A 13,472-nucleotide genomic window follows, 5' to 3' on the forward strand; every position below is an offset into this window, starting at 1 on the left:
ACACCTCCCTGTCAGCCAACAGTGTGCCGGGCCGCTTCCCGGGCCGCCATGCCGGGATCTGCCGCCTGCGCAGCGGCTCGCAAAGTGAATTTCCCTTTGCAACGCGGCTGCAGGGGGATTGTGATAAAATGGGCAGATTCCGATGTACAGCACAGGAAAGAATCATGATCAGTCTGGCGGGTAAAAAAATCGTGCTCGGCGTCAGCGGCGGCATTGCCGCTTACAAGACGCCGGAACTGGTGCGTCGCCTGCGCGAGCGCGGCGCAGACGTGCGCGTCGCGATGACCGATGCAGCAAAAGCCTTCATTACACCGCTGAGCCTGCAGGCGGTGTCTGGCTATCCGGTTTCGGATAGCCTGCTGGATCCCGCAGCAGAAGCCGCGATGGGCCATATTGAACTGGGCAAATGGGCGGATCTGGTGATCCTGGCGCCGGCTACCGCCGATCTCATCGCCCGCGTAGCGGCGGGAATGGCTAACGATCTGGTTTCTACTATTTGCCTGGCCACCGCCGCACCGGTAGCGGTGGTACCCGCGATGAATCAGCAGATGTACCGCGCCGCCGCAACCCAGCACAACCTCGCCACGCTGTCCGAACGCGGACTGCTCATCTGGGGGCCGGACAGCGGCAGTCAGGCCTGCGGCGACGTGGGCCCGGGCCGCATGTTAGATCCGCTGACGCTGGTAGAGATGGCCGCAGCCCACTTTTCGCCTGTCAACGATCTGCAACATCTGCGTATCATGATTACCGCAGGTCCCACCCGGGAGCCGCTGGATCCGGTTCGCTATATCAGCAACCACAGCTCCGGTAAGATGGGATTTGCCATTGCTGCCGCGGCAGCCCGGCGCGGCGCAAAGGTGACGCTGGTCAGCGGCCCGGTAAACTTGCCAACCCCGCCCGGCGTTCAGCGTATCGACGTGACTACCGCACTTGAAATGGAATCCGCCGTGCAGGCCCGCGCACCGCAGCAGCACATTTTTGTCGGCTGCGCCGCCGTTGCCGACTACCGCGCCGCCACCGTTGCCGATGAAAAAATTAAAAAGCAAGGCGATGAAATCACACTGAAAATGGTCAAAAACCCGGACATTGTTGCCGGCGTCGCCGCGTTAAAAATCGATCGCCCCTATGTCGTAGGGTTTGCCGCAGAAACAAATAATGTGGAAGAATATGCGCGGCAAAAACGTGCCCGCAAAAACCTGGATCTGATTTGCGCCAACGACGTATCTCAGCAAAATCAGGGCTTTAACAGTGACAGTAATGCACTGCACCTTTTCTGGCAGGAAGGAGATAAAGTCTTAGCGCTTGCGCGCAAAGAGCTCCTGGGCCAACAACTACTGAACGAGATCGTTACCCGTTATGATGAAAAAAATCGACGTTAAGATTCTGGACCCGCGCGTGGGCGAGCAGTTCCCGCTGCCGACGTATGCGACCTCCGGCTCCGCCGGACTTGATCTGCGAGCGTGTCTTGATAACGCCGTTGAGCTTGCGCCGGGCGCAACCACGCTGCTGCCGACCGGACTGGCTATTCATATCGCAGACGCCTCTCTTGCCGCCGTTATTCTGCCGCGCTCGGGACTCGGCCATAAGCACGGCGTTGTGCTGGGCAACCTGGTCGGCCTTATCGATTCAGACTATCAAGGGCAGCTGATGGTTTCCGTCTGGAACCGCGGCCAGCAGAGCTTCACTATCGAACCGGGCGAGCGCATTGCGCAGATGGTTTTTGTGCCGGTAGTGCAGGCCGAATTTAATCTTGTTGAAGAGTTTGATGCCACCGACCGTGGCGAAGGCGGCTTTGGCCATTCAGGACGTAAATAACACGCCCTGCTGAGTATCCCACTGCGTAAAAATGCAAAAACAGTAACGCCAACATTATGTTGCGTTCGCAGTGCGGGTGCCTGTCTGATGCGCGTTTATTTCAGGGGTATTTTAAAACATGGCAGAAAAACAAACTGCGAAACGGAATCGTCGCGAAGAAATACTTCAATCTCTGGCACTGATGCTTGAATCCAGCGACGGCAGTCAGCGTATTACCACCGCCAAGCTGGCCGCTTCCGTTGGCGTCTCCGAAGCGGCGCTGTATCGTCACTTTCCCAGCAAGACGCGGATGTTCGACAGCCTGATCGAGTTTATCGAAGATAGCCTGATCACCCGCATCAACCTGATTCTGAAAGACGAAAAGGATACCGGCGCGCGCCTGCGGCTGATCGTGCAGCTTATCCTCGGCTTCGGCGAGCGCAATCCGGGACTGACCCGCATCATGACCGGCCATGCGCTGATGTTTGAGCAGGATCGCCTGCAGGACCGCATTAACCAGCTGTTTGAGCGTATTGAAGCCCAGCTGCGTCAGGTACTGCGGGAGAAAAAAATGCGCGAAGGGGAAGGCTACAGCGTTGATGAAACCCTGCTGGCAAGCCAGCTGCTGGCGTTCTGTGAAGGGATGCTGTCTCGCTTCGTGCGCAGCGAGTTCAAGTACAGCCCCACCGCCGACTTTGACGTGCGCTGGCCGCTGGTGGCCGCGCAGCTGCAGTAAGCAAAACCGGGCTGGCGCCCGGTTTCTATTTTCAGACGCCAAATGCCTCGCGGTAGGCTTCCACTGCCGCCAGATGATCGGCCATTTCCGGCTTCTCTTCCAGGTAAGCCACCAAATCTTTCAGGGTGATAATCGAAATCACCTTACAACCGTAGTCGCGCTCAACTTCCTGAATTGCCGAGATATCGCCGCGTCCGCGCTCCTGCCGATCGAGAGAAATAAGCACGCCCGCAAGCGTCGCGCCGTGCGCCTGGATAATTTCCATCGACTCCCGGATAGCGGTGCCGGCAGTGATAACGTCGTCCACCAGCATGATGCGTCCTTCCAGCGGGCTGCCCACCAGGCTGCCGCCTTCGCCGTGATCTTTCGCCTCTTTGCGATTGAAGCAGTACGGCACGTCGCGCTCGTGATGCTCGGCGAGCGCCACGGCGGTAGTTGTGGCAATCGGAATACCCTTGTAGGCCGGGCCAAACAGCAGGTCGAAATCAATCCCGGAATCTACCAGCGCCTCGGCGTAGAAGCGACCCAACAACGCCAGATCGCGTCCGGTATTAAACAGCCCGGCGTTAAAGAAATAGGGGCTTTTGCGCCCGGATTTCAGCGTAAACTCGCCGAACTTAAGCACCTGCTTGTTAAGCGCAAATTCAATAAACTGGCGCTGATACGGTTTCATGGATTTGCTCCTCGCTACGTTTTTTGGACAAAAAAAAGGGCGACCGCGTCGCCCTTAAATCAATTTTCCAGTGCCGCTTTCTGCGTCACGATAATGGATTCGATGCCCCCTCTGGCCAGCGCCAGAAGCGTCAACAGCTCTTCGTGGGTGAACGGCTCGCCCTCGGCGGTGCCCTGCACCTCGATAATGCGCCCGTCTTCGGTCATCACCACGTTCATATCGGTTTCCGCTGCGGAATCTTCAACGTACTCCAGATCGCACACCGCTTCGCCGCCAACGATGCCCACGGATACCGCGGCCACCATGCCTTTCATCGGATTGGTTTTCAGCTTGCCCGCCGCGACCAGCTTGCCAAGGGCGTCCGCCAGCGCCACGCAGGCGCCGGTGATAGATGCGGTACGAGTGCCGCCGTCCGCCTGGATAACGTCGCAGTCGAGGGTAATGGTAAATTCACCCAGCGCTTTCAGATCGACGGCAGCGCGCAGCGCGCGGGCGATAAGACGCTGGATTTCCATGGTGCGGCCGCCCTGCTTGCCTTTCGCTGCTTCGCGGGCGTTGCGGGTGTGGGTGGCGCGGGGGAGCATACCGTACTCGGCGGTGATCCAGCCCTGGCCCTGGCCTTTCAGAAAGCGCGGCACGCCTTCGTCAATAGAGGCAGTGCAGAGGACTTTGGTGTCGCCAAATTCGACCAGCACGGAGCCTTCTGCGTGTTTAGTGTAGTTACGGGTCAGAGTAACGGGACGCACCTGCTGTGCGCTTCGACCTGCTGGACGCATAATGAAATCTCCGGCGTTAACGAATGTGGCGCGCATTATACACAAAATCCCTCACGTTGCATTGCGCCGGCGGGCGGGCCTGCATTCTCGACATCGTCGCTTCAGGAGAAGCAATTCTGCGCCAGCGGGCCGCATAAACCGCGCTTATCCCTGTCCTGCGATCGCCGCGCCCGCTATAATCCCTCCACTCTCCTTTAAAAACAGGAACGTCTATGATCCGCAGTATGACCGCCTACGCCCGGCGTGAAATCAAGGGCACATGGGGCAGTGCCGCGTGGGAACTGCGCTCGGTAAACCAGCGTTATCTCGAAACTTACTTCCGCATGCCGGAGCAGTTCCGCAGTCTTGAGCCGGTGGTGCGCGAGCGCCTGCGCAGCCGACTGACGCGGGGCAAAGTAGAGTGCACGCTGCGCTTTGAGCCGGATCCGAGCGCGCAGGGCGAGCTGATCCTCAACGAGAAGCTGGCTAAGCAGCTGGTCAACGCCGCCAACTGGGTCAAGATGCAGAGCGACGAAGGTGAAATCAATCCGGTCGATATTCTGCGCTGGCCGGGGGTTATGGCCGCTCAGGAGCAGGATCTTGACGCCATTACCGCTGAAATTCTCACTGCGCTTGACGGCGCGCTGGACGACTTCATCGTCGCGCGCGAAACGGAAGGTCAGGCCCTGAAATCGCTGATTGAGCAGCGCCTCGACGGCGTCAGCGCCGAAGTGGTGAAAGTTCGCGCCCGCATGCCGGAAATTCTGCAGTGGCAGCGCGAACGCCTGCAGGCCAAACTGGAAGAAGCGCAGGTGCAGCTGGAAAATAATCGCCTGGAGCAAGAGCTGGTAATGATGGCCCAGCGCATCGACGTGGCCGAAGAACTGGACCGCCTGGAAGCCCACGTGAAAGAGACCTGGAATATCCTGAAGAAAAAAGAAGCCGTCGGCCGCCGCCTCGACTTTATGATGCAGGAGTTCAATCGCGAGTCAAACACGCTGGCGTCAAAATCCATTAATACGGAAGTCACTACTTCAGCTATCGAGTTGAAAGTGCTGATTGAGCAGATGCGGGAACAGATTCAGAACATTGAGTAACGACGCGCGCAGCTAATAACTCTGCAAGCCCATATTATATGGGCTTTTTTATAACCGGAATGCGTACCATTCACGCATGTTCAAGCCTCGCTTCTGAAAAACCCTTGAACTGTAACATTATCGTACTGCCACATCCCGTGCCACAGCGTAGGTTACGCTGCGATCGCACTTCACAGTCTGCCAATCCACATCACAAAAGCCCATTTTTTAGTCAATTTTACTGAATTACAATTTTGGTAAAGAAATGTATTTATAAGTATGTGGCAATATGTAAAATGCTAAGCCAAATGATAATTGTTTTCTTTATCATTCAAACATGATGCCGCAGCTATCACTCTTTATTACCATGATAAACAGGTAATTTTTGGTTTGAAGTAGGCACCATCCCGAATTTCATAAAAATTATAGCACCTGCAAAATGAATAAAAATTCATCGTTGACGTTCACGCAGTTCAATTCACTGGCGCTGTTTACCGGGCTTTGCCTCGGTACGGCACCTGCGGCCGCTTTATCTGCAGAGAAATCGAACAGTAAAAGTGAAGATACGCTGGTGGTTCAGGCACCGCTTCCGTCACTCTATTCACCCGGCGCATCCGCAGATCCTAAATTTACCCGACCGCTGGTAGATACCACCCGTACCATGACGGTGGTGCCGGAGCAGGTGCTCAAAGATCAGGGCGTCACCACCCTTACCGACGCGCTGAAAAACGTGCCGGGCGTCGGCGCGTTTTACGCAGGTGAAAACGGCAGTTCCTCTACCGGTGATTCGGTCTATATGCGCGGTGTCGATACGTCCAACAGCATCTATCTGGACGGCATTCGCGATATCGGCAGCGTGACCCGCGACACCTTTAATACCGAGCAGGTTGAAGTCATTAAAGGACCCGCGGGCACCGACTATGGCCGCAGCGCGCCGTCGGGCTCAATCAATATGATCAGCAAACAGCCGCGCCTGGAAAACGGTCTGGACGGTTCCGCAAGCGTAGGCAGCGCCTGGCGACGCCGCGGGACGCTGGACTACAACCAGGTCATCAACGACAACGCCGCCTTCCGCCTGAACGCAATGGGTGAGAAAAATCACGATCGCGGACGCGACAACGTTCAAAACGAGCACTACGGTTTTGCACCGTCGCTGGCGCTCGGCCTGGACACCCCGACCCGGGTTTACCTGAACTATCTTCACGAGCACCAGAACAATACCCCGGACGGCGGCATTCCCACTATCGGCCTGCCGGGCTATTCTGCGCCGTCCGCCAGGTTTGGCGGTCTGGAAAGCGCCGGAAAAGTGAACACGCATAACTTCTACGGTACGGCATCAGATTTCGACCACTCGACTCGCGATACCGGCACAATCCGCTTTGAGCATGATTTGTCGGATAACACCACTATCCGCAACACCACCCGCTGGTCCCGCGTGAAGCAGAAGTATCTGATGACGGCTATCATGGGCGGAGCGGGTAACATCACTGCCCCGAACATCAACGATCTCGATAGCTGGAGCTGGTCGCGGCTGGCGAATACCAAAGATGTCAGCAACCGCATCCTGACTAACCAGACGAACATCACCTCAAAATTCAGCACCTGGCAGGTGGACCACGACGTTAGCGCCGGGGTGGAATTTACCCGCGAGAAGCAGACTAACTACGGCGTTAACGGCATTACGCCGCCCGCGGTCAATATTTATCACCCGGTAAGCGATGTCTCTGTCGGCGGACTGCACCGCAACGGCGCGAACGCCAACGGGCAGACGGATACTTTCGGCGTCTACGCCTTTGATACGCTGTCCATTACGCGCGATTTTGAAATCAACGGCGGCATGCGTCTTGACCGCTACGATACCGACTATGACAGCGCAACCGCCTGCGGGGCTACCGGCCGCGGCGCCGTGGCCTGCCCGGCGGGCGTGCGCAAAGGCACGCCGATCACAACGGTAAATACCTCAAAATCGGGCAGCCTGCTGAACTGGAAGGCGGGGGCGCTCTATCACCTGACCCGGGAAGGCAATGTCTACATTAACTACGCCACCTCAAAACAGCCGCCGGGGGGCAGCAACTTTGCCCTTAGCGCGGGCGGCGCGGGCAATAGCGCTAACCGCACCGATTTCAGCCCGCAGAAGGCAAAATCCGGTGAGATCGGTACCAAGTGGGAGATTCTGGACAAGCGCCTGCTGCTTAATGCGGCCGTATTCCGTACCGACATTGAAAATGAAGTCGAATCCAATGATGACGGCACTTATTCGCAGAACGGCAAAAAGCGGGTTGAGGGCTACGAACTGTCCGCGACGGGCAACATCACTGACGACTGGGCGGTGATGGCGGGCTACACCAATCAGCATGCAACGGTGAAAAAAGGTACCAGCGTCTCGCAGGACGGCTCTTCTTCACTCTCCTATACGCCGAAAAATGCCTTCACCCTCTGGACGCAGTATCAGGCAACCACCGCGCTGTCGGTAGGTGCCGGCACCCGCTACGTCGGCAGCATGCACCGCGGCAGCGATGGCGCGGTCGGTACGCCGGATCGCACCGAAGACTACTGGGTAACGGACGCAAAAGTGGGTTATAAGGTGAATAACAACCTCGATCTCCAGCTTAACGTCTACAACGTGTTTGATAAGAATTACGTTGCGTCCATCAACAAAAGCGGCTATCGCTATCACCCGGGTGAGCCGAGAACATTCCTGCTGACGGCGAACGTTCACTTCTAAAACCGACAGGCTTCCGGCGGTATCTCGCTGTCGGCAGCTCGCAGTATCGTTACCCGGCGCGGTAGCACCGGGTAACAAGCTCCGCAATATTGAGGGCACCAGCATATGATGTATCACATTCCGGCAGTACTGACGCCGGACGAGGTTTACGCCATCAGGCAGCAAATGCAGCAGGCCGCGTGGATTGACGGGCGCGCCACGGTCGGACACCAGGGCGCTACGGTAAAAAATAATCAGCAAATCGATACCGGATCTGCAGGCTATGCCCCCCTCCAGGAAACAGTGACCCAGGCGCTCAACCGCAGTCCGCTGTTCTTCGCCGCCGCGCTGCCCCTGAGCATCTCCTCCCCGCTGTTTAATCGCTATCAGCAGGGGGAAACCTACGGCTTTCACGTTGACGGCGCGATGCGCAGAAACGGTGCATCCTGGATGCGCACCGACCTTTCCGCCACGCTGTTTCTCAGCGCGCCGGAGAGTTACGAAGGCGGGGAGCTGGTGATTGAGGATACTTACGGCCAGCACAGCGTGAAGCTTCCGGCCGGGGATCTGGTACTGTACCCTTCAAGTAGCCTGCACTGCGTCAACCCCGTCACCGCCGGCTGCCGCGAGGCCTCGTTTTTGTGGATCCAGTCGATGATCCGCGACGACAAGCAGCGCGCCATGCTGTTTGAGCTGGACAGAAACATTCAAAGTCTCAAGGCGCGCCACGGGGACAGCGAAGAGACGCTGTCGTTGCTCAACATGTACCACAACCTGCTGCGCGGCTGGAGCGAGACGTAAGCGCCTCTCCCGCATAGTAATGTCTGTTTCAGCCCCCGGAGGCACCGCGAATGGAACGACTGGAGTGCGACCGGATGTTTGTCGCGGTCATGGAGACCGGGAGCTTTACCCTGGCCGCTCAGCGCTGCGGCACCAGCCACGGTCAGGCGTCGAAACTTATCTCCCGCCTGGAAAAAGAGCTTGGCGCTAACCTGTTTCGCCGCAGCACCCGTTCGCTGACGCCCACGGACGTGGGCCTCGCCTACTACGACAGGATCCGCCAGCTGTTGATTGACTATGACGCGCTTAACGATTCGGTGCGCAATATCGCCAACGCGCCCTCCGGTCAGCTGCGGATCTCCGCACCGGTGACGTTTGGCACCACGCAGCTTGCTCCACACCTGGTAAGCTTCGCGCGCCGCTATCCGGATATCGCGCTGGACGTCAGTTTTTCCGATCGGTTGGTCAGCGTGGTGGACGAAGGCTTCGATCTGGCGCTGCGCATCGGCAGCCTTACCGACAGCAGCCTTCTCGCCAGACGCCTGTGCGCAATGCGTAATACGCTCATTGCTTCACCGGACTACCTTGCCGCCCGCGGCGAGCCGCAGCACTGGCGCGAGCTGAGCCAGCACGCGCTGATTGTTGATACCAACTTCCGCGATCCGTGGCGCTGGCCGTTCCTCGACCCCCAGCAGAAGCTGCACCTGCAGCCCGTTGACGGCAAAATGCGCTTTTCCAATGCGGAAGTTTGTCTGGAGGCCGCAAGCGCTGGTCTGGGCATTACCCGGCTACCCTATTTTATTGCCCGCAAGTCCCTTGCCGAAGGGCTCGTGGTCCCCGTACTGACCGCCTTTGAAGCTCCGCCGCTGGCGCTGTTTGCCGTATTCCCGCCCGCCCGCTATACGCCGCAAAAAACCCGAGTGATGATCGATTTTCTGGTTGATATATTTTCTCCCGGAGAAGATACCGCCGCGCGCTAGCGATTATTTCCATTCTGGAAATAAACATCTCCTTTTCAGTGGGATAATTACGCTGAAAAAAAACGTTACAGTGTTCTCCACTTACAGACAGGAGAATGCGACTATGTTCGATCAACGTACTACCCCCTATGCAGCGCTGCTGCTGCGCCTGGCGCTGGCCGTGCTTTTCTTCGCCCACTTCGGCCTGAAATTTTTTGTTTTTACCCCAGCCGGTACGGCAAAGTTTTTCGCTTCGCTCGGGCTTCCCGGCTGGCTGGCCTACATCACCATGGCAGTTGAGTTCTTCGGCGCTATCGCTCTGGTGCTTGGCATCTACACCCGGGTTGTGGCGGTTATCCTGATCCCGGTTCTGCTGGGGGCTATCTTTACGGTACACGGCCCGGCTGGCTTCTTTTTCACCAACCCCAACGGCGGCTGGGAGTATCCGGCGTTCTGGATTATCGGCCTGATTGCGCTGGCGCTGATTGGTGACGGAAAATATGCCCTGAAGCCCACCACGCGCAGAGGATAAAGGCACACTATGTTGGTTGACGGAAAATGGGCAGCGGAGTGGCATCCGCTGCAGGCCAAAGATGAAAAAGGCGGATTTGTTCGCCAGACCTCCAGCTTTCGCCACTGGGTAACCCCGGACGGCGCGCCGGGCATTACCGGTGCGGGCGGTTTTGCCGCAGAGCCCGGCCGCTACCATCTTTACGTCGCGCTCATTTGCCCCTGGGCCTCGCGCACTCTGATTGCGCGCAGGCTCAAAGGGCTGGACAAGATTATCAGCCTGTCTGTCGTCGAGCCCCGCCTGCAGAGTGAAGGCTGGCGCTTCGGAGATTACCCCGGCGCTACAGAGGATAGCCTGCGGCACGCAACGTGGATGCACGAGCTATACACTCACGCCGATCCGCATTTTACAGGCCGCGCTACGGTACCCGTGCTGTGGGATAAGAAAACCGATACGCTCGTTAATAACGAGTCCGCGGACATCCTGCGGATGTTTAACAGCGGCTTCGGCGATCTTGCGAGCCATCAGTACGATCTCTACCCTGCCCATCTGCAGGAGGAGATAGACGCCCTGAACGCGGAGATCTATCCCAGGCTCAATAACGGCGTCTATCGCGCCGGGTTTGCCACCACGCAGCTGAGTTATGAAGAGGCGTCGAACGATGTCTTTACGATGCTCAACGTGCTGGAACAGCGCCTTGCGTCACGTCAGTTTCTCTGCGGCGGGCTGCTGACCGAAGCGGATATCCGCCTGTTCGTCACGCTCATTCGCTTCGACGCCGCTTATCACGGACTGTTTAAGTGCAACCAGCGCAAGCTGTCCGAATATCCGAATCTGGATAGCTATCTGCGCCGCCTTCTGGATGTGCCCGGTATTCGGGAAACGGTCAATATTGACCACATCAAACAGGGCTATTACTCCATTAAGGCCCTTAACCCGAACGGTATTGTTCCTGCAGGACCCGACCTCAGCATTTACGGGCTTTAAACATTCTCCCAGGTAAGAAAACTAATCCTCTTTTAACAGGCCTTTATTATCGAAACGCGATAAGTAAGGCCTGAGTCACTTCTGTTGATTAGAAAAACTAATGCATTGTGCTTTGCCTTAGAAAATCTCAATCGTGAGATTGTTCACAATTCACTACTCTGCAGCCCTCTGCTCTGGGGGACAATATGCTGCTACACACGCTCTATTTAATTGGAATCACCGCTGAGGCAATGACCGGCGCACTGGCAGCGGGCCGCAGGCGCATGGACACCTTCGGCGTCATTATTATTGCCACCGCCACGGCGCTGGGCGGCGGTTCGGTGCGCGACATCCTGCTGGGACACTACCCGCTGGGCTGGGTAAAACATCCGGAATATGTGGTCATTGTGGCCGCCGCCGCCGTGCTGACTACCGTTGCGGCACCGGTCATGCCACACCTGCGCCGGCTGTTTCTGGTACTGGATGCCCTGGGCCTGGTGGTGTTTTCCATCATCGGCGCGCAAATTGCGCTGGAGATGGGCGAAGGCCCGATTATTGCCACCATTGCCGCAGTGATTACTGGCGTCTTCGGCGGCGTGCTGCGAGATATGTTCTGCAAGCGCATTCCGCTGGTATTCCAAAAAGAGCTGTATGCCGGGATCGCGTTCGCGTCTGCGGTGCTGTATATCGCGCTGCAGCACTACGTGAGCAGTCACGATGTCGCGGTCATCGCCACGCTTCTTTTCGGCTTTACCGCCCGGCTGCTGGCGCTGCGCCTGAAGCTCGGCCTGCCGGTATTTTATTATCGCCACGACGCACACTAGAGGCGAAAACCGCTGACGCCCTGCTCCGCCAGCCATCCGGCGAGCGCTTTTATCTCCGGCGCATTCAGCCAGCCGCGCAGCTGTTCGGCTTTGGCTTTACCGACAAAAGGCAGCCGCTGCCAGTCCGACTCGCTACGGGCAAGCAGCAGTTCCCAGCTCTCCCCGGCAATATCCCGCAGCGCGCCGGCGTTGAGCGGAATACCCATCGCCTGCAGCCAGAGGCGAAACGGCTGGCGGCGGGCCAGATTGAACTGGTGCCAGAGCTGCAGCGCCCTTTTTGCCGACAGTCCCGGCGTTCTTTCGAGCGCCTCTTTATTCAGCGCCAGCCACGCAAAAAGGTTGTCGAAGCGGTGCTGAGAATTTAGCTCGCGCCACATCGCCTCGCCCACGCCCTTTATTTGCAGCATTTTCCCTGACCAGACCAGCCGCGCCAGAAACTGCTCCCGGCAACCGGGCGTTGAGTAATAGCAGCTCAGGGAATGGAAAGTATCTACCGGCGGCTGAGGTTTAGCCCGTCCGGCGGCGCGCCAGGCCACGCGCTCGATACGCGGAATGCCCTGCCCGGCGAGCCCAATTTCCAGCCGATCTCCGGGGGCGATGTCCCACTCGCGCCAGCGCTTAACGGAGCCAATATTGACCCGCTGCACCCGCTTATCGTCCAGCATAATCGGCTCAAGCCTGGCGACCGCAGAGACATTCCCGGTGCGGCCGACGTTAAACGAGATCCCTTTCACCTCCGCCAGCTGCGTCGTCGGCGGGTATTTCCACGCAACAACCCAGTCGCCGTCGCCGGGTTTCCAGAGCCTGCCCGCAGGCTCTTTTGCCGAGCGCACCACCACGCCGTCGGTGACAAACGGCAGCGGCTCGGTCAGCCAGCGCTGCCGCTGTCGGGCGACTTCCGCAGCGGTGATAACCGGTAACGTAAATTCGCTAACGTAGGCAAATCCGGCCTCCTTCAGCAGAGCAAGCCTGTGCGTCATCGTCCCGGGAGCATCGGGCCATGCCCAGATAAAAATGCCGATATCGTTTAGCGGCCCGGTCCGATCCTTGCGCATCATTGTGCCTGCCACTTTAGATCGTGCGTTGATACCTCCCGCCGCCTGCTGGATGTGCCCGTCGCGCAGCAGGAAAAGCTCGCCCTGCAGCACGCTGTTGCGCAAAGGCCCGCTCAGGCGATGGGGCAGCGACGGGATCTGCTTTACTTTATCCTTCCACCGTTCGCCCGCCAGGCCGTCGCCGCGGCTGATAGCCTGCTCCAGTTCACCGTTGCGGTAGACCAGCGTTACGGCCACGCCGTCCACTTTAGGCTGCACCCACAGATCCTGCTTTCCGCGCATCCAGCGGGCCAGCTCGGGCTCGCCCGAGAGTTTACGCACGCCGGTATGGGCAATGGGATGAGGCGCTACTCCTGCTTTTGCCGGAATAGTGACGGCGGTAATCGGCTGCCCGAAACAGGCTTGCCACTCTGTTAGCTGGGCGCTGAGCCGGTCAAAGGTTTCATCGTCTATCTCCGACACGCCGGACTGCCAGTACAAATCATTCCAGCGGGCAACTTGCGCATCGAGCCGCGCAATCTCTTCTGCCGCGCGCGCCGGCGTCCATGCCGGGCAGGAAGCCCGCGCCTGAACGCTGAAAATGATGAGAATCAGAACCCCGCTCCTGAGCCATGCCATGCTTTATCTCCCGTTAGCCTG

General features: G+C 58.1%; 13 protein-coding genes. 10 read left to right on the forward strand and 3 right to left on the reverse strand.

Annotated elements, in window-relative coordinates:
• Positions 1-164 precede the first annotated feature (164 nt).
• The 3 genes from coaBC (at position 165) to slmA (ending at position 2,530) form a co-directional block, all read left to right on the forward strand.
• The gene (gene coaBC / locus QZ766_RS14780) at positions 165-1,379 is read left to right on the forward strand and encodes a bifunctional phosphopantothenoylcysteine decarboxylase/phosphopantothenate--cysteine ligase CoaBC (RefSeq protein WP_297203195.1); all 1,215 of its coding nucleotides are present in this window, start codon (positions 165-167) and stop codon (positions 1,377-1,379) included.
• Positions 1,357-1,815, forward strand: a complete 459-nt coding sequence (gene dut, locus QZ766_RS14785; RefSeq protein WP_297203196.1) for a dUTP diphosphatase — start codon at positions 1,357-1,359, stop codon at positions 1,813-1,815. Before coaBC ends, dut begins: the two co-directional genes overlap by 23 nt.
• Positions 1,816-1,933: 118 nt before the next feature.
• Complete coding sequence (gene slmA, locus QZ766_RS14790; protein ID WP_297203198.1) at positions 1,934-2,530, forward strand: nucleoid occlusion factor SlmA; 597 nt, start codon at positions 1,934-1,936, stop codon at positions 2,528-2,530.
• 31 nt (positions 2,531-2,561) lie between these two features.
• On the opposite strand, the gene pyrE is transcribed toward slmA, so the two are convergent.
• Complete coding sequence (gene pyrE, locus QZ766_RS14795; protein ID WP_297203200.1) at positions 2,562-3,203, reverse strand: orotate phosphoribosyltransferase; 642 nt, start codon at positions 3,201-3,203, stop codon at positions 2,562-2,564.
• A 59-nt stretch (positions 3,204-3,262) separates the two neighbouring features.
• Positions 3,263-3,979, reverse strand: a complete 717-nt coding sequence (gene rph / locus QZ766_RS14800; protein ID WP_297203201.1) for a ribonuclease PH — start codon at positions 3,977-3,979, stop codon at positions 3,263-3,265.
• A gap of 212 nt (positions 3,980-4,191) precedes the next feature.
• Between rph and QZ766_RS14805 the strand changes: the two genes are divergently transcribed.
• From QZ766_RS14805 to QZ766_RS14835, 7 genes are all read left to right on the forward strand, one after another.
• Entirely contained in the window at positions 4,192-5,055 is an 864-nt protein-coding gene (locus QZ766_RS14805) for a YicC/YloC family endoribonuclease (RefSeq protein ID WP_297203203.1), read from the forward strand.
• Positions 5,056-5,473: 418 nt separating this feature from the next.
• A complete protein-coding gene (locus tag QZ766_RS14810; protein WP_297203205.1) occupies positions 5,474-7,759 on the forward strand; it encodes a catecholate siderophore receptor Fiu in 2,286 nt (761 codons plus the stop codon).
• Positions 7,760-7,864: 105 nt separating this feature from the next.
• The gene (gene ybiX, locus QZ766_RS14815; RefSeq protein WP_297203207.1) at positions 7,865-8,539 is read left to right on the forward strand and encodes a PKHD-type hydroxylase YbiX; all 675 of its coding nucleotides are present in this window, start codon (positions 7,865-7,867) and stop codon (positions 8,537-8,539) included.
• A 50-nt stretch (positions 8,540-8,589) separates the two neighbouring features.
• Positions 8,590-9,498, forward strand: coding sequence for a LysR family transcriptional regulator (locus QZ766_RS14820; protein WP_297203209.1), 909 nt, complete (start codon positions 8,590-8,592; stop codon positions 9,496-9,498).
• Between the two features lie 103 nt (positions 9,499-9,601).
• Positions 9,602-10,009, forward strand: coding sequence for a DoxX family protein (locus QZ766_RS14825; RefSeq protein ID WP_297203211.1), 408 nt, complete (start codon positions 9,602-9,604; stop codon positions 10,007-10,009).
• 9 nt (positions 10,010-10,018) lie between these two features.
• On the forward strand, positions 10,019-10,975 hold the full coding sequence (locus QZ766_RS14830; RefSeq protein ID WP_297203213.1) for a glutathione S-transferase family protein: 957 nt from the start codon (positions 10,019-10,021) through the stop codon (positions 10,973-10,975).
• A 185-nt stretch (positions 10,976-11,160) separates the two neighbouring features.
• Positions 11,161-11,778, forward strand: a complete 618-nt coding sequence (locus QZ766_RS14835; protein ID WP_297203215.1) for a trimeric intracellular cation channel family protein — start codon at positions 11,161-11,163, stop codon at positions 11,776-11,778.
• On the opposite strand, the gene ligB is transcribed toward QZ766_RS14835, so the two are convergent.
• Complete coding sequence (gene ligB / locus QZ766_RS14840) at positions 11,775-13,451, reverse strand: NAD-dependent DNA ligase LigB (RefSeq protein WP_297203217.1); 1,677 nt, start codon at positions 13,449-13,451, stop codon at positions 11,775-11,777. The two genes, QZ766_RS14835 and ligB, sit on opposite strands and share 4 nt — an antisense overlap.
• Positions 13,452-13,472: the final 21 nt, after the last annotated feature.

This window comes from uncultured Pluralibacter sp., from assembly GCF_913775985.1.
Lineage (GTDB): Bacteria > Pseudomonadota > Gammaproteobacteria > Enterobacterales > Enterobacteriaceae > Pluralibacter.